The sequence below is a fragment of the Ancylobacter sp. TS-1 genome (assembly GCF_009223885.1).
In the GTDB taxonomy this organism is placed as follows: Bacteria; Pseudomonadota; Alphaproteobacteria; order Rhizobiales; family Xanthobacteraceae; genus Ancylobacter.
This window is the reverse complement of the sequence record NZ_CP045144.1, coordinates 3112358-3131864: the sequence shown is the minus strand read 5'-3', so window position 1 is coordinate 3131864 and position 19507 is coordinate 3112358. Positions and strand designations below refer to the sequence as shown.

Sequence of the window (19507 nt, the reverse complement as noted above, 5' to 3'; positions counted from 1 at the left end):
TCGTCCAGTTATGCAGCGTCACGGCGTCGTTCCTCCTGATTGCCGCCAAGCTGTGGCGCCTGGCGGGCGCGGCGTCAACATCATGTCCATTGAAGCTGCGACAAGGACGCTTTAGGAAGTCGCCCCTTTCGGTGCCCTTCCCACGGGAGCAACGGCATGGCGTTCTGCGGTCTTGATTTCGGCACCTCCAACACGACCCTCGCCCATTGGCGCGGCGATTCGCCCGTTCTGGCGGCGCTGGAGGACGGCAAGGTGACGGTGCCGAGCGCCGTCTTCTACGACCGCCACGGCACGCTCTCCATCGGCCGCGCCGCCATGGCGCGCTATGTCGAGGGCGAGGACGGGCGGCTCATGCGCAGCCTGAAGGCCGTGCTCGGCAGCGCGCTGATCGAGGAGAAGACGCAGATCGGCCGAAGCGCCATCGGCTTCCGCGACGTGATCGCCGACTATCTGCGCGTGGTGAAGGCACGGGCCGAGGCGAGCGCCGGCGCCCCGCTCGACGCCGTGGTGCTCGGCCGGCCGGTGTTCTTCGTCGACGACGACGAGGCCGCCAATGCCAAGGCCGAGGACACGCTGCGCGCCATCGCCGCCGACATCGGCTTCAGGGAGGTTTCCTCCCAGTTCGAGCCGATCGCCGCCGCCCTCGACTATGAGCAGCAGGTGCGCGGCGAGGAGATCGCCCTGATCGCCGACATTGGCGGCGGCACCTCGGACTTCTCCATCGTGCGCCTCGGCCCGGCGCGGCGCGCCCGCCCCGACCGCAGCGCCGACATCCTCGCCAATGACGGCGTGCGCATCGGCGGCACCGATTTCGACCGCCACCTCTCGCTCGGGGCGCTGATGCCGCTGCTCGGCTTCCGCAGCCCGATGAAGCGCCCCGGCCGGGATGTGCCGAGCGGCTATTTCCACGAGCTGTCCACCTGGTCGAGCATCAACCGGCTCTACACCTCGCGCACGGTGCGCGAACTGCATGAGGTGCGGCGCGAGGCGGCGCGGCCGGAACTGGTCGAGCGGCTGATCCGGGTGATCGAGGAACAGCGCGGCCATACCCTCGCCATGGAGGCCGAGGACGCCAAGATCGCGCTGGCCGAGGCGGAGCGCGCCGAGGTCGACCTCGCCTGGCTGGAAGCGGGCCTGTCGGTCGGCATCACGCCGCAGGAGCTGGTCGAACATACCGATACGCTCGCCGCGCGCATCGCCCGGCGCGTCGGCATCTGCCTCGATCAGGCGGGGCTGAAGGCCGGCGACATCGACGCGCTGTTCCTCACCGGCGGCTCCACCCGCCTCGCCCATGTGCGCGCGGCGATCCTTGCCGCCGCGCCGGGCGCGCGCGTGGTGGAGGGCGACACATTCGGCTCGGTCGGCACCGGCCTCGCCGTCGAGGCGGCGCGGCGCTACGGCGACCTCACCCGTGCCGCAGATGGAAGGATTTCGGCCGCGTGAGCATCTCGAAGCCGATGCGCGAAAGCGAGGCGCCGCGCCCGGTATCCTTCACGCCCGTCCAAGCGAGACCCGGATCGAGATAGTCGCAGCGGTTCATGAACACCGTGCCGGTCTCGATCTCCTCGCCGAGTTCTTCCGCGACGTCGAGATCGGCGGTCCAGATCGAGGCGGTGAGGCCGTAGACGCTGTCGTTCATCAGCGCCAGCGCCTGCGCGTCGTCCGCCACCTTCATGATGCCGACGACCGGGCCGAAGCTCTCCTGCGTCATCACCGACATGGAATGGTCGACGCCGGTCAGCACCTGCGGGGCGAGATAGGGCGTGCCCTCGCGGTTCGCCGGGAAGGTGGCGGGGTCGAGATGGGCCGTCGCCCCCTTGCCCACCGCCTCGGCGATCTGCCCGCGGATGAGATCGGCGAAGCGGCCCTGCGCCATCGGACCGAGCGTGGTGGCGTCGTCCAGCGGATTGCCCAGCCTGTAGCGGGAGGTCAGGTCGACGAAACCGTCGACGAAGCGATCGTAGAGGCTTTCATGCACATAGATGCGCTCGATGCCACAGCAGCACTGGCCGGCATTGTAGAAGGCGCCGTCGACGAGGTTCTCGACCGCGAAGTCGAGATCGGCGTCGGCGCGCACATAGGCCGGGTCCTTGCCGCCGAGTTCCAGCCCCAGCGGGGTGAAGGTACCCGCAGCGGCGCGCTCGATGGCGCGCCCGCCCTCCACCGAGCCGGTGAAGTTGACGAAATCGACCGCCCCCGACCCGATCAGGCCCGAGGTCTGGCCATGGGTCAGCACGAGATTGGTGAACAGGCCCTTCGGCAGGCCGGCGCGGTCCATGGCCATCTGGAACCGCTCGCCGACCAGAATGGTCTGGGCGGCATGCTTGAGCAGCACCGCATTGCCGGCGATCAGCGCCGGGGCGATGGTGTTGACCGCCGTCAGGTACGGGTAGTTCCACGGCGCGACGACCAGCACGAGGCCGAGCGGATCGCGCTTGATGTAGCGCCGGAAACCCGGCCGCTCGTCATGCGGAATCACCGGAGACAGCGCCGCCGGCGCCATGTCCACCACATAGCGCACGCGCTCCTCGAAGCCGCCGAACTCGCCGCCATAGCGCACCGGGCGCCCCATCTGCTGGGCAAGCTCGGGCACGATCTCCTGGCTCATGGCCAGCATCGCGTCGAGGAAGCGCAGCACCAGCGCCGAACGCTCGGCGATCGGCACGTGGCGCCAGTCGCGCTGGGCCGCGCGGGCATCCGCCACGGCGCGGGCGAGCGCCGCGTCGGTGGCGGCGGGGCGGCGGGCGAATTCGGAGCCGTCAATGGGAGAGATGCAGACGATGTCGCTCATGTGGCACCTGAGGAGGGCTCCCCAATCGGTCGCCGAGATGATACGAAAACGCAAGAGGCCGCGTGCTCATATCTTGCCTTCCCTCTCCGGCTCAGGGGCTGGCATTGCGAGAATCGCCATTCTTCCGTAGCCTGCTGTGAAAATCAGACCAGATGGTCCTGATTTACCGGCGGGGCTGCCCGCATCGCTGCTCACGGCCCGTACAGTCCACCGAACCGAACTCGCCGATCACCTCAAGAGCATTGCCGGTCTGCTCCGCGATGAAGCCGAACAAATCCAGGACGTCGTCTTTCGGGTTCGATGTGACCACTCAGGGTACCATTTCAGATAGCGCAACATCGGGCGGCGCGGCCGAGCACGCGGAGATGTTCGATCTCGCGCCGATCTCGCTCTGGCTTGAAGATTTCAGCGCCGTGAAGGCCCTGTTCGAGCGCTGGCGTGCCGAGGGCGTGACCTTGCTGCGCGAACATCTGCGCGGCCGCCCCGACCGGGTGGCGGAATGCTCGACCCGCATCCGGGTGCTGAAGGTCAACAGGCGCACGCTCTCGCTGTTCGGGGCGCGCGATCTCGACCATCTCGTCGCCAATCTCGACAAGGTGTTCCGGGCGGACATGCTCAAGACCCATATCGAGGAACTGGCGCAGCTCTGGGACGGCCACACCCAGTTCGCCAGCCTGGCGGTGAACTACACGCTCGGCGGCGAGCGGCTCGACATCCAGCTCAAGGGCACGGTGCTGCCCGGCCACGAGGAAACGCTGGCGCGGGTGCTGCTCTCGGCCGAGGACGTGACCGAGCGCGAGACCGCGCGGCGCACCGCCGCCCGGGCGGAAGCCTATGCGCACGGCCTGTTCCAGCACTCGCCCGTCTCGCTGTGGGTGGAGGACTTCTCCACCATCAAGCAGCTGATGGACGATGTGCGCCTGCGCGGCATCGAGGATTTCCGCGTGTTCACCGACGTGCACCCGGAATTCGTGCAGCGCTGCATCGACGAGATCCGCATCCTCGACGTCAACGGCCACACGCTGGAAATGTTCGGTGCCGTCTCCAAGGCGGAACTGGTCGCCAACGCCGCCAGCGTCTTCCGCGAGGACATGCTGCGCCATTTCCGCGAGCAGCTCATCGACCTGTGGAGCGGCAAGCTGTTCCACACCCGCGAGGTGGTGAACTACACGCTCGGCGGCGACATGCTCTATGTGCACCTGCAATTCTCGGTGCTGCCCGGCCACGAGCAGGACTGGTCGCTGGTGCAGGTCGCGCTCACCGACATCACGGCGCGCAAGAAGGCCGAGGCCTATCTCGAATATCTCGGCAAGCACGACGTGCTCACCAAGCTCTACAACCGCTCCTTCTATGTCGACGAGCTGAACCGGCTGGAGCGCCGCGGCCCGTTCCCGGTCACGGTCATCATGATCGACCTCAACAATCTGAAGCAGGTCAACGATCAGCTCGGCCACGCGGCGGGCGACACGCTGCTGCGGCGCGCGGGCGAGGTTCTCGCCAAGGCCGTCGACAGCCCCAACTGCGCCGCCCGCATCGGCGGCGACGAGTTCGCCCTGCTGCTGCCGGGCGTCGACGAGGAAGGCGGGCGCGCGGTGATGGAGAACATCGCCCAGCTCGTCACCCTCAACAACCAGTTCTACTCGACCTCGACGCTCAGCCTGTCGATCGGCATGGCGACCAGCGTGACCGGCGAGCGGCTCGAAGGCGTGGTGAAGCGGGCCGACGAACTCATGTACGAGGCCAAGCGCGCCAGCGACGGCGCCGGCCGCTGAGGCCGGCGGGCGCCCTCAGGCGCCGCCGCGCAAGGTCAGCGGCTCCAGCGCGACGCAGTGCACGAAGCACAGCTTGTTGCCCTCGGGATCGCGGCCATAGGCGCCGTAATAGTCCTCGCCATAGCCCGGGCGCAGACCCGGCCCGCCCTCGTCGAAGCCGCCATTCTCCACCAGCGCCTGCCACGCAGCCTCGACCGCCGCCCTTGAGGGCGCGGCGAAGCTCACCTGCGTGCCGTTGCCCCAGGTGGCGGGCAGGCCGTTGAAGGGCAGTTGCACGAAGAATTGCGGCCAGCCCCGGCCGGGCAGCACCCACATGGAGCCGGCCGGGCCGCCATCGTCGGGCTCGTCGACGCGCACAAGGCCGAGCGGCGCCAGCACGGCGTCGTAGAAGGCGGTCAGACGCGCAAGGTCGCGTGCACCGAGAATGATATGGCTGAACATTGATCGCGCTCATGGCAGGCGGGCGGGTCTGTCGATTGTCTCGCAGCGGGAGAGCTCACGGCAAGGGTCGCGCACGGCAAGCGTCGCGCACGGGAAGGGTCGACAGCGCCGCGAATGCGCAGTAAACGGAACTTCGAATTACATTCACTTCCGGTTTGTTGGAAGTTTTCACTTAGACGGTTTGTAAATGAGCAACCTGCATCACGAGCGCGTGCTTTCGGTCCACCACTGGACCGACAATCTGTTCACCTTCACCACCACGCGCGATCCGGCGCTGCGCTTCAAGAACGGGCAGTTCGTGATGATCGGCCTCGAGGTCGAGGGCAAGCCGCTGCTGCGCGCCTATTCGATCGCCAGCGCAAATTACGAGGAAACGCTGGAGTTCTTCTCCATCAAGGTGCCGAACGGGCCGCTGACCTCGCGCCTCCAGCACCTCAAGGTCGGCGACGAGGTGATCGTCGGCCGCAAGCCGACCGGCACGCTGCTGGTGGACTATCTCGTGCCCGGCCGCCGGCTCTATCTGCTCGCCACCGGCACTGGCCTTGCCCCGTTCATGAGCCTGATCAAGGACCCGGAGACCTACGAGACCTACGAGAAGGTCATCCTCGTCCATGGCGTGCGCACGGTGGCCGAGTTGGCCTATCAGGACTTCATCGAGGACGAGCTGCCGCAGAACGAGTATTTCGGCGAGCTGGTGCAGGAGAAGCTGGTCTACTACCCGACCGTGACGCGCGAGCCCTACCGCAACCAGGGCCGCATCACCGACCTCATCACCTCGGGCAAGCTGTTCGCCGATCTCGGCCTGCCGGCGCTCGACAAGGAAGACGACCGCGTCATGCTGTGCGGCAGCCCGCAGCTGCTCGACGACATGCGCGTCATCCTCAAGGAGCGCGGCTTCGAGGAAGGCTCGACCACCGAGCCCGGCGATTTCGTGATCGAGAAGGCCTTCGTCGAGAAGTGAGCCGGGCGCGGCGCCTCAGCGCAGGCGCCGGTCTGAATCCCAGCGTTCCTCGTCGGCGCGCGCCGCCTCCTCGGGGGAGAGCACGCGGTACTCGGCCTCGATGACGGTGGGGCCCTCGCCGGCGCCCGGCGTGCGCTTGCGCCCGCCGAACAGGCGGTAGGCGAGGCCGGCGATGACGACGACGGGAAAGACCACGAGGAACACGCTGGCCGCCACGAGGGCGAGGGCCGTGCCGACGGCGAGGGCCACGGCGATCACGATCGCCACCTGCCACCAGCTCACCCGCCTGACGGTGAAACGCATGCGATCGAACGGATCGGTCGAACTCATCCCGGGATCTTTCCTCCTAGAGCGGCGAGGCCGCGAAAAGCTGATATGGGAGAGCCGAGCCCTCCCCGCCAGCGGCGGGCGTGCGAATTCCCCTCCATCCCGCACAGGCATGCCGCCATGATGCTGCGCCCCGCCGTCGAAGCCGACCTGCCCGGCATCCTCGCCATCTACAATCACGCGGTGCTGCACTCGACGGCGATCTGGAACGACACGCCGGCCGATCTCGCCAACCGCAGCGCCTGGCTGCGCGACCGGCAGGCCAAGTCCTATCCGGTCATCGTCGCCGAGGAGAATGGCGAAGTGATGGGCTATGCGAGCTTCGGCGATTTCCGCCCCTTCGAGGGCTTCCGCATCAGCGTCGAGCATTCGGTCTATGTCGCCGAGGCCGCGCGCGGGCGCGGTCTGGGGCGCACGCTGGTCGAGGCACTGTTCGCCCCGGCGCGGGCGCTCGGCAAGAAGGTGATGATCGGCGGCATCACCGCCGGAAACGAGGCCTCGCTCGCTTTGCACCGGCGGCTCGGCTTCGTCGAGACCGGCCATCTGCCGGGCATCGGCACCAAGTTCGGCCGCCGGCTCGATCTCGTTTTCGTGCAGAAGGAACTGTAAACGAAAAGGGGCGCCCGCAGGCGCCCCTTCCAACGAGAGCCGCGTCCGGCCTCAGTAGCGGTAGTGGTCCGGCTTGAAGGGGCCTTCCACCGGCACGCCGATATAGTCGGCCTGCTCGGGGCGCAGCTTGGTGAGCTTCACGCCGAGCTTGTCGAGGTGCAGCGCCGCGACCTTCTCGTCGAGGAACTTCGGCAGGGTGTAGACTTTCTTGTCGTACTTGCCGGCGTTGGCCCACAGCTCGATCTGGGCCAGCGTCTGGTTGGAGAAGGAGGACGACATCACGAAGGACGGGTGGCCCATGGCGTTGCCGAGGTTCACCAGACGGCCTTCCGACAGCAGGATGATGCGGTTGCCGGCCGGGAACTCGATCTCGTCGACCTGCGGCTTGATGTTGGTCCACTTGAAGTTCTTGAGGCCCGCGACCTGGATCTCGTTGTCGAAGTGGCCGATGTTGCAGACGATCGCCCGGTCCTTCATCTGCCGCATGTGGTCGACGGTGATGATGTCGCGGTTGCCGGTGGCGGTGACATAGATGTCGGCGCGGGAGAAGGCGTCCTCGATCGTCGCCACCTCATAGCCTTCCATCGACGCCTGCAGGGCGCAGATCGGGTCGACCTCGGAGACGATGACGCGGGCGCCGGCCTGGCGCAGCGAGGCGGCCGAGCCCTTGCCGACATCGCCGAAGCCGGCCACGAAGGCGACCTTGCCGGCCAGCATCACGTCGGTGCCGCGGCGGATGGCGTCGACCAGCGACTCGCGGCAGCCATAGAGATTGTCGAACTTCGACTTGGTGACGCTGTCGTTCACGTTGATCGCCGGGAACAGCAGCTTGCCCTGCTCGGCGAGCTTGTAGAGGCGGTGAACGCCCGTGGTGGTCTCTTCCGAGACGCCCTTGATCGACTTGGCCACTTCCGCGAACCAGCCCTTCGGCTTCTCGGCCAGCAGCTTGCGGATGAGCGCGAAGAAGATCACCTCTTCCTCGGAATCCGGCTTGTCGAGGAAGGCGGTGTCGCCGTTCTCGGCGCGCAGGCCGTGATGCACCAGCATGGTGGCGTCGCCGCCATCGTCGAGGATCAGGTTCGGCACCAGAGTCTCGCCCGGCTTCGCGCCGTGCCAGTCGAACAGCTTGGCGGTGAAGTCCCAGTACTCGGTCAGCGTCTCGCCCTTGAAGGCGAAGACCGGCGTGCCGGCGGCGGCGATGGCGGCGGCGGCGTGGTCCTGCGTCGAGAAGATGTTGCAGGAAACCCAGCGCACATCGGCGCCGAGCGCCTTCAGGGTCTCGATCAGCACCGCGGTCTGGATGGTCATGTGCAGGGAGCCGGCGATGCGGGCGCCCTTCAGCGGCTGCGCGGGGCCGTATTCGGCGCGGATGGCCATCAGGCCCGGCATCTCGGTCTCGGCGAGCTCGATTTCCTTGCGGCCGAAATCGGCGAGGCTGATGTCCTTGACGATGTAATCGCTGGCGGTGGCCATGATGCGGCTTCCCTTCTGCCTGACGCGGTGGTGGCGCGCGGGTCGGCGCGCGGATTGGGTAGGGCTTGGCTGCCGCGTGATAGCAGCCCTCCCCGCCAAACACAATAACGATATAAAGATGTCTTTATATGACAGCGGGCGACGCGCGCCTATTCGCCCTCGCCGAAGCGGTCGGAGATCAACGCGTCCAGCGCCTCGATGGCGTGCAGGGCCTCGGGGCCGCTGGCCTCGACGAGGATGGTGGTGCCCGGCGCGGCGGCCAGCATCATCAGCCCCATGATCGAGGTGCCGCCCACCGTCTCGCCGGCGCGGGTGACGCGCACCTCGGCATCGAAGCGCTCGACGGTCTGGACGAATTTGGCGGAGGCGCGCGCGTGCAGGCCGCGCTTGTTGACGATGGCGAGTTCGCGCTGGATGGCCGTCTCGGTCACGGTCACTTCCCGGCCAGAACGCGGCTGGCGATGTTGATGTATTTGCGGCCGGCTTCCTGCGCCTGCGCCACGGCCTCTTCCATCGGCACCTCGCCGCGCACGGTGGCGAGCTTGACCAGCATCGGCAGGTTGATGCCGGCCACCACCTCGATATCCGGCGAGGTCATGACGGAAATGGCGAGGTTGGAGGGCGTGCCGCCGAACATGTCGGTGAGGATCACCACGCCCTCGCCGACATTCACCGCCGCGACGGCATCCACGATATCCTTGCGGCGCTGCTCGATGTCGTCGTCCGGGCCGATCGTGATCGTCTCGATCTGCGACTGCGGCCCCATGACGTGTTCGAGTGCGGCGCGGAACTCGCTGGCAAGGCGTCCGTGCGTGACGAGTACGAGACCTATCATCCTGCTCCGCCGCGCGCCCGTCGGCGCGACTGCAATGCTTCCGCCCGGTGGGCGTCCAAGGTAGGGCGTCCGAGGTAGAGCTTTCCGGTGCCCGCCTCGATGGGGCGCACATCATCGTTGCACCGCACATGAATGGCAAGTACCGCTGGGGAAAATTGGATCCCACCCCGCGGCGCCGGCGCGGCAGGCCGGCGCCGTTCAGTCGGAGCCCGGCCCGGCGAGCAGCAGGGCAAGCACCTGCTGGACCACATCGCCGCCCGCAAAGGCCGGCAGGCGCTGGATTTCGACCCCGTCGACCGTGGTCCGCAGTGCCGCCGTCTCCGGCAGCCGCGCGGCATCCTGCGCGCCGAGATCGACCACGAGATCGACGCTTGTCTCGGCGAGGAAGGGAAGGCGGCGCACGCCCGCCCCGCGTATCTCGATGAGGCCGGCGAGAGGGAGCGGCGCGGCCGCGAAAAGCCGCCCCTCGCGCCGGCTCAGGATCACCCGGTCGTCGGCGACCAGTTCCACTGGCGGCACCATACCCCTGCCGCCGGCGAGGATCAGCGCGAAGGCCAGATGCGACTTGCCGGCGCCCGAGGCGCCCCGGATCAGCACGCCTTGCGCGCCGACCCGGACGCAGGAGGCGTGAATCGTGGCAGAGGCTGCCATCCCGGTTCGCCGGCTCAGCTTGCCGGCAGGCGGACGACGAAGCGCGCGCCGGTCGGCTTCGGCGGCGCGGTGCGGGCCGCCTTGCCCTTGCGGGGGGGCTCCGCCGGGCGGTTCTCCGCCCAGATGCGTCCGCCATGCGCCTCGACGATCTGCCGGGAAATCGACAGGCCGAGGCCGGAATTCTGGCCGAAGCCCTGCTCTTCCGGGCGGTCGGTGTAGAAGCGCTCGAAGATGCGGCCCAGCGCGTGCGGCGGAATGCCGGGACCGTCATCGTCGACGATGATCTCCACCGCGTCGCGGCTGCGCCGGCAGATCACCCGCACTTCGCCGCCCTTGGCGGAGAAGGAGCGGGCATTGTCGATCAGGTTGTTGATGACCTGCCCGATGCGGGAATCATGGCCGGGGACGATGAACTCGTCCGTCGTGCCGGGCGGCTCGAAGGCCAGCGCCACCGTCACCCCGTCCCCGCGCATGACATCGTTCTGCACGCCGGTGACGGTGTTGAGCAGGCGCACGAGATCGACCGGCTCGACCTCCTGGCGCTGCAGTTCGCCGTCGAGGCGGCTGGCGTCGGATATGTCGGTGATGAGGCGGTCGAGCCGGCGCACATCGTGCTGGATCACTTCCAGCAACCGCGCGCGCGAGCTGTCCGACTTGGCGAGCGGCAGCGTCTCCACGGCGGAGCGCAGGGAAGTGAGCGGGTTCTTCAGTTCGTGCGAGACGTCGGCGGCGAAGCTCTCGATCGCCTCGATGCGCGAATAGAGCGCGTCCGTCATGTCGCGCAGGGCGCCGGACAGGTGGCCGATCTCGTCGGAGCGGCTGGTGAAGTCGGGAATCTCGACGCGCTGGCGGGTGCGCCGGCGCACCCGCTCGGCGGCGTCGGCGAGCTTGCGCACCGGGCCGGCAATGGTGCCGGCCAGCAGCAGCGAGAGAACGACCATCACCGCCATGGCGACGAGGAAGACCCGCACGATGACGAGGCGTTCGGCGGCGACCGCCTCGTCGATCTCGCCGCCCTGGGTGGACAGCAGCAGCACGCCGAGAATGGCCCGGAATCGCTGGATCGGCACCGCGACCGAGACGATGACCTGGCCGCGCGCATTCACCTGAACCGCGCTGGCCTTCTGGCCCTGGAGCGCCTGGACGACCTCCAGATAGCCCTTGCCGTTATTAGGGCCGAGCTCCTTGTAGAGCGGCAGGTCACCGCGCTCGAACCAAAACTTCATGCTGTTCCAGCCGCGCTCCATCCAGTTCGGCTTGGGCGTGGTCGGCGAGGGCATGTCGAAGCGCAGGATCTCGCCGCGCGAATAGAGTGAGCGGGAATCGAGCAGAAGCGCGCCGTCGCGGTCGTAGATGCGCGCGCGGGTGCCGGTCGGCTCGACGAGGCGCTTGAGCACCGGGGCGACGCGCTCCGGGTTGATCGGGAATTCGAGCGGGGCGAAGCCCTCCTCGCCCGGGCCGTAGCTCTCGCCGGCCTGAAGTTCCAGCAGCCGCTCGGGGTCGATGGTGATGGCGTTGGTCTCGACCTGCGCCGAGGCGGCGATGGCGCCGGCGATGATCTCGCCCTGCACCAGCAGGCTCTGCACGCGCGCGTCGATCAGCCCGGCGCGGAATTCCGAGAGATAGAGGATGCCCGACACCAGCACGCACATGCCGGCGAGGTTGAGCAGGACGATGCGGCGGGTGAGGCTGGAGAAGCTCTTGAAGGCAACGAAATTGCGTGCCCGCCGCAACGCGCCGAGCAGGCCGCCCCGCGCGGTGCCGGAGGGCGCTGTGGTCTCTGCCGCCTCCGAGTCCGGCCGATCGTCATCGGCGGCGGAGCGCGTCGATTCGGGATCGAGCAAAGAGCCGCTACTCCTTGAAGCGGTAGCCGACGCCATAGAGCGTCTCGATCATCTCGAAATTGTCGTCCGTCACCTTGAACTTCTTGCGCAGCCGCTTGATGTGGCTGTCGATGGTGCGGTCGTCGACATAGACCTGATCGTCATAGGCCGCGTCCATCAGCGCGTTGCGGCTCTTCACCACGCCCGGGCGGGTGGCCAGCGCCTGCAGGATGAGGAACTCGGTGACGGTGAGGGTGACGTTCTCGCCCTTCCAGGTGCAGGTGTGGCGCTCCGGGTCCATGCGCAGCAGGCCGCGCTCCAGCACCTTGGCGCTGTCGGTCTCGCGCGGCAGGGTGCCGTCCTTCGGGGCGAAGCGGCGCAGCACCGCCTTCACCCGCTCCACCAGCAGGCGTTGCGAGAACGGCTTCTTGATGAAGTCGTCGGCGCCCATCTTGAGGCCGAAAAGCTCGTCGATCTCGTCGTCCTTGGAGGTGAGGAAGATCACCGGCATGTCGGACTTCTGACGCAGGCGGCGCAGCAGCTCCATGCCGTCCATGCGCGGCATCTTGATGTCGAAGATCGCCAGATCCGGCGGGTTGGTCTTGAAGCCGTCGAGGGCCGTCGCGCCGTCGGTATAGGTCTGGATCCGGTAACCTTCCGATTCCAGGGCGATGGAGACGGAGGTCAGGATGTTGCGATCGTCGTCGACGAGAGCGATGGTCGGCATCTGCACACTTTCCTGTTCGGCAGCGGTACACGAAGCGGTGAACCCTGCCGGCGTGGCCACAATGTGACACGCAAACTGATTCAACTGAAAATAGCGCGTCTCAAGGCACATAGCCAATCTGGCCGTTTCCGCTTGACGATGCCGTGCGCCGCCTACACCTCTACCGACATACGCTGGAGGGGCTCCCGATGTCACCGACACCACAACCTGCCAACGATTTCGACCCCGCCGGCACCACTCGCCGGCTCCTGCGCGAGGCCCAGACGGGCGCGCTCGCCACGCTCGACGATGATGGCGGTCCCTACGCCTCGCTGGTCCAGCTCGCGACCCTGCCCGACGGCGCGCCGCTGCTGCTGCTCTCCGGCCTTGCGCGCCACACGCGCAACATCGGGCGCGAGGCGCGGGTCTCGCTTCTCGTCGACGAACGCCGCCACGGCGACGAGTTGCAGGGCGCCCGCGCCGGCCTCAAGGGACGCATCGAGCGCCTCGCCGACGAGGAGACGCTCGCCACGGCGCGCCGGCGCTTCCTCGCCCGCCATCCCGACGCGGCCGGCTTTGCCGGGTTCAGCGACTTCGCCTTCTACCGGATCGCGGTCGAGAGCGCCCATCTCGTCGCCGGCTTCGGGCGCATCGTCGATGTCGAGGGCGCCGCGCTCGCGACCCGCGTCGAGGACGCGGCCGAGGTTCTGGCGGCCGAGGCGGGCGCCGTCGAGCATATGAACGCCGACCACGCCGACGCCATCCAGCTCTATGCAATGCACCTGCTCGGCACCGGGCCCGGCCACTGGAAGCTGGTCGGCATCGATCCCGAGGGCTGCGACCTGATGAGCGGGTTCGAGGTCCGCCGGCTGGCCTTCGGCCGGCGCGTCACCGGCGCCCGGCAGATGCGCGAGATACTGGTCGAGCTTGCCGCAAGGGCACGTGCCGCGGTGGTCTGAAGGTACCGCCGGGCGGGGACAATCACGGCTTCGGCCCTGTTTGGCCACAGAAACGGCCCGGAATTTCAGCCAAATGGCCCGACTGGCCTCCCATGGTGCCGCCTCTTGTCACGCGTAAGAGGAGGCCGACCTTGAACCAGACCGGCACACGCAACGAGGATCACGGCGTCGAGGCCATCGGTCTCGACGGCACCGGACGGGTGTTCTGGAATCTAGGCGAGGCCGCCCTGCTCGAGCGCGCGGTCGCCCGCGCCGAGGGGCGACTGTCCGACACCGGCGCGCTGGTCGCCGCCACCGCCCCGCCGGCCGGCCCGGGCCCCGACGATCGCTACATCGTGCGCGACGCCGCGAGCGAGGACCGCGTGTGGTGGGACGGCGTCAACGCGCTGGACCGCGACCGCTTCGAGCGTCTCAAGGCCGACATGCTCGCCCATGCGGGCGGGCGCACCCTGTTCGCCCAGGACCTGCGCGCCGGCACCGGGCCGGGCCGTCGCGTCAATGTGCGCGTGCTGAGCGAGCACGCCTGGCACGCGCTGTTCGTGCGCAACATGCTGTTCCGGCCCGAGGCGGCGGAACTGCCGGGCTTCGTGCCTGAACTCACCATCCTCTGCGCCCCGGGCTTCCGCGCCGAACCCGAGACGCACGGCGTGCGGTCGTCGACGGTGGTCGCCGTCGACCTCGCGCAGGGCCTCGTGCTGATCGCCGGCACGCTCCATGCCGGCGAAATCACCGCCTCCCTATTCGCCTGGCTCGCCCATGCCCTGCCGGATCGCGGCCTGCTGCCGCTGGCGGGCGCGGCCAGCATCGGCGCGGCCGGCGACGTCGCCGTCTTCCTCGGGCGGCCGGGGACCGGCACGACAACGCTGGCGACCGACCCGGCACGGACCCTTATCGCCGACGGGGCGCATATCTGGAGCGCGGACGGCATCGGCGCCGTCGCCGGCGGCAGCCATGCGCGCACGCTCGGCCTGTCGCCGGACGCCGCACCCGCCCTCTACGCCGCCGTCCGGCGCTTCGGCTCGGTGATGGAGAATGTGGCGCTCGACCCCGACAGCCGCGTGCCCGATTTCGACGACCCCGTGCCGGCCGGCGATGCCCGCGCGGCCTTTCCGCTCTCCTTCCTCGCCGGCGCGCGCGCGGAGGAGAACGCCGGCGCGCCCAAGCACATCTTCCTGCTGGTCGGCGACGCCTTCGGCGTGCTGCCCCCCATCGCCCGGCTGACGCCCGCGCAGGCGCTCTACCATTACCTGTCCGGCTATGGCGCCACGCCGGAAGGCACGGAAGCCGGAGGCGAGATGCCGCGCGCCACCTTCTGTGCCGGCGGCGCGGCGGCCGTGTTGCCCTGTCACCCGTCCGTCTATGGCGGCCTGCTGCGCGATCTGCTCGCCCGCCACGCGCCCGGCTGCTGGCTGGTCAACACCGGCTGGATCGGCGGTCGCGCCGGCATCGGCCAGCGGGTGCCGCTGGCGCTCACGCGGCGGCTGGTCGAGGCGGCGCTCTCCGGCGCGCTCGACGGGGCCGAGTTCCGCACCGATCCGAATTTCGGCTTCGCCGTTCCGACCGGAATCGAGGGTGTCGATCCACGCCTGCTGGACCCTGCCCGCAACTGGCCGACGCGCATCGACTATTCGATGACCGCCCGCCGGCTGGTCGGCCTGTTCAGCGCCAATTTCGCCCGCTTCGAGAAGGCGGTCGACGACGAGGTGCGCGCCGCCCAGCCGGGTCTGGCCATCGCGGCGGAATAGAACGACACTTCGCCGGCCGGACGATGGTCACGGAGGAAATCATGCCCTCACGTAAGTCTCGCCTCACCAGTGCCGCGCTTGCCCTTGGCGCGGTGCTGATGCTGCCCCCCGCCGCACAGGCGGCGACGACCGTCACCTTCGTCGCGCCGCAGAACTACCGGGACGGCAACCTTGCCTGGGGGCCGGTCGACCAGCGCCTGACGCTGGAAGGGCTGGAACGCATCATCCGCAGCCTTGCGGCCCGGCGGCTGCCGCCGGGCTATGAGATCGACGTCGCCGTGCTCGACCTCGACCTCGCCGGCAAGATCGACCCGCTGCGCGCGCGCAGCGGCGAACTGCGCGTCATGCGGCAGGACACCTGGCCGTCGATGACGCTGCGCTACAGCCTGCGCCGGAGCGGCAGGGTCGTCGCGCGCGGCGAGGAGACGCTGCGCGCGATGAACTACCTGACGGATCCCGTGGCTGTGCGCTCCACTGACGCGCTGCGCTTCGAGAAGGCGATGCTCGACAGCTGGTTCCGCACGCGCTTCGCCGCGCTGGAGGCGAAGCGGTCGGGAAGCTGAGCCCCTACAGGAAGTAGAGCCAGGTCAGCAGCGCGAAGCAGGGCAGCAGGAAAACACCCGACCAGGCCATGTAGCCGAAGAAGCTCGGCATGGCGACGCCGCGGCTCTTGGCGATGGCCAGCACCATGAAGTTCGGCGCGTTGCCGATATAGGTCAGCGCGCCCATGAACACGGCGCCGGCCGAGATCGCCTCCAGCGTCACCGCGTATTTCGTCATCAGTTCCTGCGCGTCGCCACCGGCGAGGTTGAAGAAGACGAGATAGGTCGGCGCGTTGTCGAGGAAGCCGGAGAGCAGGCCGGTCATCCAGAAATAGCCGGCATTCACCGGCCCGCCCGCCTCGTCCGTCACCAGTGCAACCAGCGGCGACAGCGCCCCGTCCGCGCCGGCCTTCAGGATCGCGATGACAGGGATGATGGTGAGGAAGATCGCGGCAAACAGCTTGGCGACCTCGCGGATCGGCTCCCAGTCGAAGCCGTTGCGCTCGCGGATGAAGGCGGGGGTGATCCAGATCGAGATTCCCGCCAGCGCCAGCAGGCTGACGTCGCGGGCGATCGAGGGCAGCGCCACATGGGTGCCGAGGATGTCGAACTCGATGCCCGGCTTCCACAGCGCGCTCATGAGGATGGCGGCGATGACGCCGGCCAGCAGCGGCAGGTTGCGCCAGCCGCGCAGGCCGAGTCTCTCCGTGTCGGGGGTCGGGTCGACCTTGTGCGGCAGGTTCTCTTCGCGCGCATAGAAATAGCGGTCGAGCAGGTAGAACGCGACCAGCAGGATGGCCGCCACGACCGCCGTGTCGTGGAACAGGTGCTCGGTGGTCCAGAAGAAGCTGACACCCTTCAGGAATCCGAGGAACAGCGGCGGGTCGCCGAGCGGGGTGAGCGAGCCGCCGATGTTCGACACCAGGAAGATGAAGAACACCACCGTGTGGACGTTATGGCGCCGCTCGTCATTGGCGCGCAGCAGGGGACGGATCAGCACCATGGAGGCGCCGGTGGTGCCGATGACGCTCGCCAGCAACGTGCCGATGGCGAGCAGCGCGGTGTTCACGCCCGGGCTGCCGTGCAGATTGCCGGTAAGCAGGATGCCGCCCGAAATGGTGAAGAGCGAGAACAGCAGGATGATGAAGGGGATGTATTCGAGCAGCGCGGCATGCGCGACCTCATAGACGGTGAGGCCGGCGCCGAAGACGGCGATGAAGGGCACGAGGAAGGCGAGCCCCCAGAACAGCGCCACCTTGCCGTAATGGTGATGCCAGAAATGCCCCGCCAGCAGCGGGATGACGGCGATCGACAGCAGCATGCCGACAAAGGGGATGCCCCAGACCAGCGCCAGCGCCGCGCCGTCGATGCCGCCCTCGGCGGCCAGCGCCGGCATGGCCGTCAGCGCCAGTCCCAGAAGGGCCAGAGGCGCGGCGGAAAGGGCGGCTTTCGGCGTCAGCATCGGCATGGTGTCTCCCCTGGCGGTGTCGCTCTTGTCATTCCCGGGTAGCAACCCCCTCCCCGGGTGTCGAGCAAAACCGGCCGCGCGGACGCCGATGTGATCGCCCGCGACGGCCCCTTCTCTCGCAGCCCTTCGCGCCGGCCTTGGCGTGGAGCCGCCACGTGCGCTAGACCGGCGGGGAGCCGGCCGGCCCGCGCAGCACCGCGCCGGCCGCCGGCGAAGAGGATGCCATGCCCCGCGCTGTCGCCGGTCCCGAGATCGAACGCCTGATCCAGCTGCTTGCCCGGGTGCCGGGCCTCGGCCCGCGCTCGGCGCGGCGGGCGGCGCTGCATCTCATCAAGAAGCGCGAGCCGCTGATGGCGCCGCTGGCCGCGGCCTTCGAGGACGTGCTCGGCAAGATCGCGACCTGCCGCGTCTGCGGCAATATCGACGTTCGCGATCCCTGCTCGGTCTGCATCGACGAGACGCGCGATCCGACGCTGCTCATCGTCGTCGCCGATGTCGCCGATCTCTGGGCGCTGGAGCGGGCGGGCGCGCTGAACGCGAAATATCATGTGCTGGGCGGCACGCTGTCCCCGCTCGATGGCATCGGCCCGGACGAGCTGAACCTCAAGACGCTGGTCGAGCGCGCCCATGACGGCGCGGTGAAGGAGGTGCTGCTGGCCCTCGGCGCCACGGTCGACGGCCAAACCACCGCGCATTACGTCACCGAGCTGCTGCGCGATTCCGGCGTGAAGGTCACGCGCCTCGCCCATGGCGTGCCGGTCGGCGGCGAGCTCGACTATCTCGACGAAGGCACGCTGGCGGCGGCGATCCGCGCGCGCACCAGCTTCTGAGCGGCCCGGCCCGAGGGTTGCCCTACGGTTCTGCGTGCTTCGAGGCCGGCCCGAAGGCGGCACCTCAGCATGACGAAGACATTGCCGAAGGAACAACGTCATCCTGAGGTGCGAGCGGAGCGAGCCTCGAAGGAGGCGCGCCCTATGCCTTGGTCGCCGCCAGTTCGCGGAAATGGCCGCTCGCCTGCAAGAATGCCAGCAGCGCCAGCCCCGGCAGGGCGGCGAGCGCGGTGACGGCGAAGAACGCCATCCACCCCGTCTCCTGCGCCACGAAGCCGGCCGAGGAGGCGAGGAAGGTGCGCCCCACCGCCGCCAGCGCGGTGAGCAGCGCGTATTGCGTCGCGGTATGCGCGCGGTCGCCGCACAGCGCCGAGATATAGGCGACAAAGATCACCGTGCCGATGGCGCCGGTGAAGTTCTCGATCACGACCGTCGCGGTCAGCGCCGCCACGTCGACGCCCATCCAGGCCTGCCAGGAAAAGGCGAGATTGGACAGCATCTGGAGGATGCCGGCCACCCACAGCGCGGTGGAGAGCGGGAGGGCGCGGGCGATCACCCCGCCGGCGAACCCGCCGATCAGCGCCGCCGCGAAGCCGACGCCCTTCACCACGCCGGCATAGGTCGCCTTGTCGAAGCCGATGTCGATGACGAAGGCGCCGGTCAGCGCGCCGGCGAAGGCATCGCAGAACTTGAACAGCACCACGAACAGCAGGATCGCCACGGCGTTGTTGCGGGTGAGGAAAGCGCCGAAGGCCCCGACCGCGGTCTGGCCGACGCGGCGGAACACGTTCTCCTCGTGCTGGATCACCGGCTGGCCCGCCGGCTCCTTCGCCATCAGCGCCGCGAACAGGCCGACGCCGACCATCGCCGCCGCCGCGAGATAGCCATAGGCCCACACATCCGCGCGCGGGGTGCCCAGCACCTCGAACCACGCCACCAGCAGCACGACGCCGGCGCCCGAGGCCAGCATGCCGACCCGGTAGGCGGCGACATAGCCGGCCATGCCGGCGGCCTGCTCGCGGGTCTCCAGGCTCTCGACGCGGAAGGCGTCGACCACGATGTCCTGCGTCGCCGAGGCGGTGGCGACCAGCAGCGCGCCGAGCGCCACGTGCCAGGGCGCGGCGACGGGATCCTGAAAGCCGAGCCAGACGACGGCGACCGCCAGCAGGAGCTGGGTGAACACCAGCCAGCCGCGCCGCCGGCCGAGCCAGCGGCCGAGCAGCGGCACATCGAGCGCATCGACCAGCGGCGCCCAGACGAACTTGAAATTGTAGGGCACGCCGACCAGCGCGAAGAGACCGATGGTGGCGAGGTTCACCTTGGCCTCAGCCATCCAGATGGTCAGCGTCGCGCCCGACAGCGCCAGCGGCAGGCCGGAGGAGAAGCCCAGCAGGATGACGATGAGGACGCGGGGACGCAGATAGACCGCGAGGCTGGCGAGGAAGCCGTCATCCTCGTCCCGGGGCGTCCCGGCGGGCGGCGTCTGGGGGCGGGCTGCGTCGGTCATGTCCGGCTCGCTCGGCGGTGCGACAGGGTGGCGTGACTTGGGGCGCGCGATTCGCGCGGCACGCCGT

At 68.7% G+C, this 19507-nt stretch carries 19 protein-coding genes; 8 read left to right on the top strand and 11 right to left on the bottom strand.

From position 1 onward, the window contains the following. Nucleotides 1-156: 156 nt before the first annotated feature. Entirely contained in the window at nt 157-1443 is a 1287-nt protein-coding gene (locus GBB76_RS14690; protein WP_152303994.1) for an Hsp70 family protein, read from the top strand. Here the strand turns inward: GBB76_RS14690 and GBB76_RS14685 are convergent. Then, on the bottom strand, nt 1406-2791 hold the full coding sequence (locus GBB76_RS14685; protein ID WP_152303993.1) for an aldehyde dehydrogenase family protein: 1386 nt from the start codon (nt 2789-2791) through the stop codon (nt 1406-1408). The genes GBB76_RS14690 and GBB76_RS14685 overlap by 38 nt on opposite strands. 365 nt (nt 2792-3156) lie before the next feature. On the opposite strand from GBB76_RS14685, the gene GBB76_RS14680 reads away from it, so the two are divergent. Then, entirely contained in the window at nt 3157-4563 is a 1407-nt protein-coding gene (locus GBB76_RS14680; protein WP_246668938.1) for a sensor domain-containing diguanylate cyclase, read from the top strand. A gap of 15 nt (nt 4564-4578) precedes the next feature. Here GBB76_RS14680 and GBB76_RS14675 read toward each other — a convergent pair whose 3' ends face one another. Then, nucleotides 4579-5004: a VOC family protein gene (locus tag GBB76_RS14675; RefSeq protein ID WP_152303991.1), complete on the bottom strand. Its 426-nt coding sequence runs from the start codon at nt 5002-5004 to the stop codon at nt 4579-4581. A gap of 187 nt (nt 5005-5191) precedes the next feature. Between GBB76_RS14675 and GBB76_RS14670 the strand changes: the two genes are divergently transcribed. Next, the gene (locus tag GBB76_RS14670; RefSeq protein WP_152303990.1) at nt 5192-5965 is read left to right on the top strand and encodes a ferredoxin--NADP reductase; all 774 of its coding nucleotides are present in this window, start codon (nt 5192-5194) and stop codon (nt 5963-5965) included. A gap of 15 nt (nt 5966-5980) precedes the next feature. Here GBB76_RS14670 and GBB76_RS14665 read toward each other — a convergent pair whose 3' ends face one another. Further along, nucleotides 5981-6295 carry a hypothetical protein gene (locus tag GBB76_RS14665; protein ID WP_152303989.1) on the bottom strand — a complete coding sequence of 105 codons (315 nt, stop codon included), beginning with the start codon at nt 6293-6295 and terminating at the stop codon, nt 5981-5983. A 117-nt stretch (nt 6296-6412) separates the two neighbouring features. On the opposite strand from GBB76_RS14665, the gene GBB76_RS14660 reads away from it, so the two are divergent. Further along, nucleotides 6413-6901, top strand: a complete 489-nt coding sequence (locus tag GBB76_RS14660; RefSeq protein WP_202911112.1) for a GNAT family N-acetyltransferase — start codon at nt 6413-6415, stop codon at nt 6899-6901. Between the two features lie 51 nt (nt 6902-6952). On the opposite strand, the gene ahcY is transcribed toward GBB76_RS14660, so the two are convergent. From ahcY to GBB76_RS14630, 6 genes are all read right to left on the bottom strand, one after another. After that, a complete protein-coding gene (gene ahcY / locus GBB76_RS14655; protein WP_152303988.1) occupies nt 6953-8374 on the bottom strand; it encodes an adenosylhomocysteinase in 1422 nt (473 codons plus the stop codon). Nucleotides 8375-8523: 149 nt separating this feature from the next. Further along, on the bottom strand, nt 8524-8811 hold the full coding sequence (locus GBB76_RS14650; protein WP_152303987.1) for an HPr family phosphocarrier protein: 288 nt from the start codon (nt 8809-8811) through the stop codon (nt 8524-8526). After that, nucleotides 8808-9209 (bottom strand): PTS sugar transporter subunit IIA, encoded by a 402-nt coding sequence (locus tag GBB76_RS14645; RefSeq protein WP_152303986.1) that lies wholly within the window; start codon nt 9207-9209, stop codon nt 8808-8810. Before GBB76_RS14645 ends, GBB76_RS14650 begins: the two co-directional genes overlap by 4 nt. 198 nt (nt 9210-9407) lie before the next feature. Next, nucleotides 9408-9860, bottom strand: a complete 453-nt coding sequence (locus tag GBB76_RS14640; RefSeq protein WP_152303985.1) for an HPr kinase/phosphorylase — start codon at nt 9858-9860, stop codon at nt 9408-9410. Nucleotides 9861-9874: 14 nt separating this feature from the next. After that, on the bottom strand, nt 9875-11704 hold the full coding sequence (locus GBB76_RS14635; RefSeq protein WP_152303984.1) for a sensor histidine kinase: 1830 nt from the start codon (nt 11702-11704) through the stop codon (nt 9875-9877). Nucleotides 11705-11711: 7 nt separating this feature from the next. Beyond that, complete coding sequence (locus GBB76_RS14630; protein ID WP_152303983.1) at nt 11712-12410, bottom strand: response regulator transcription factor; 699 nt, start codon at nt 12408-12410, stop codon at nt 11712-11714. A 188-nt stretch (nt 12411-12598) separates the two neighbouring features. Here GBB76_RS14630 and GBB76_RS14625 point away from each other — a divergent pair, with 188 nt between their 5' ends. From GBB76_RS14625 to GBB76_RS14615, 3 genes are all read left to right on the top strand, one after another. Further along, entirely contained in the window at nt 12599-13348 is a 750-nt protein-coding gene (locus GBB76_RS14625) for a HugZ family protein (RefSeq protein WP_152303982.1), read from the top strand. Nucleotides 13349-13479: 131 nt separating this feature from the next. Further along, a complete protein-coding gene (locus tag GBB76_RS14620; RefSeq protein WP_152303981.1) occupies nt 13480-15093 on the top strand; it encodes a phosphoenolpyruvate carboxykinase (ATP) in 1614 nt (537 codons plus the stop codon). 41 nt (nt 15094-15134) lie between these two features. Continuing rightward, nucleotides 15135-15656, top strand: coding sequence for a DUF3016 domain-containing protein (locus tag GBB76_RS14615; protein WP_162375609.1), 522 nt, complete (start codon nt 15135-15137; stop codon nt 15654-15656). Nucleotides 15657-15660: 4 nt separating this feature from the next. Here GBB76_RS14615 and GBB76_RS14610 read toward each other — a convergent pair whose 3' ends face one another. Further along, the gene (locus GBB76_RS14610; RefSeq protein ID WP_152303979.1) at nt 15661-17103 is read right to left on the bottom strand and encodes a sodium:proton antiporter; all 1443 of its coding nucleotides are present in this window, start codon (nt 17101-17103) and stop codon (nt 15661-15663) included. A gap of 224 nt (nt 17104-17327) precedes the next feature. Between GBB76_RS14610 and recR the strand changes: the two genes are divergently transcribed. Next, nucleotides 17328-17933, top strand: coding sequence for a recombination mediator RecR (recR, locus tag GBB76_RS14605; protein WP_152303978.1), 606 nt, complete (start codon nt 17328-17330; stop codon nt 17931-17933). A 142-nt stretch (nt 17934-18075) separates the two neighbouring features. On the opposite strand, the gene GBB76_RS14600 is transcribed toward recR, so the two are convergent. Beyond that, nucleotides 18076-19440 carry an MFS transporter gene (locus GBB76_RS14600; protein ID WP_152303977.1) on the bottom strand — a complete coding sequence of 455 codons (1365 nt, stop codon included), beginning with the start codon at nt 19438-19440 and terminating at the stop codon, nt 18076-18078. Between the last annotated feature and the right edge of the window lie 67 nt (nt 19441-19507).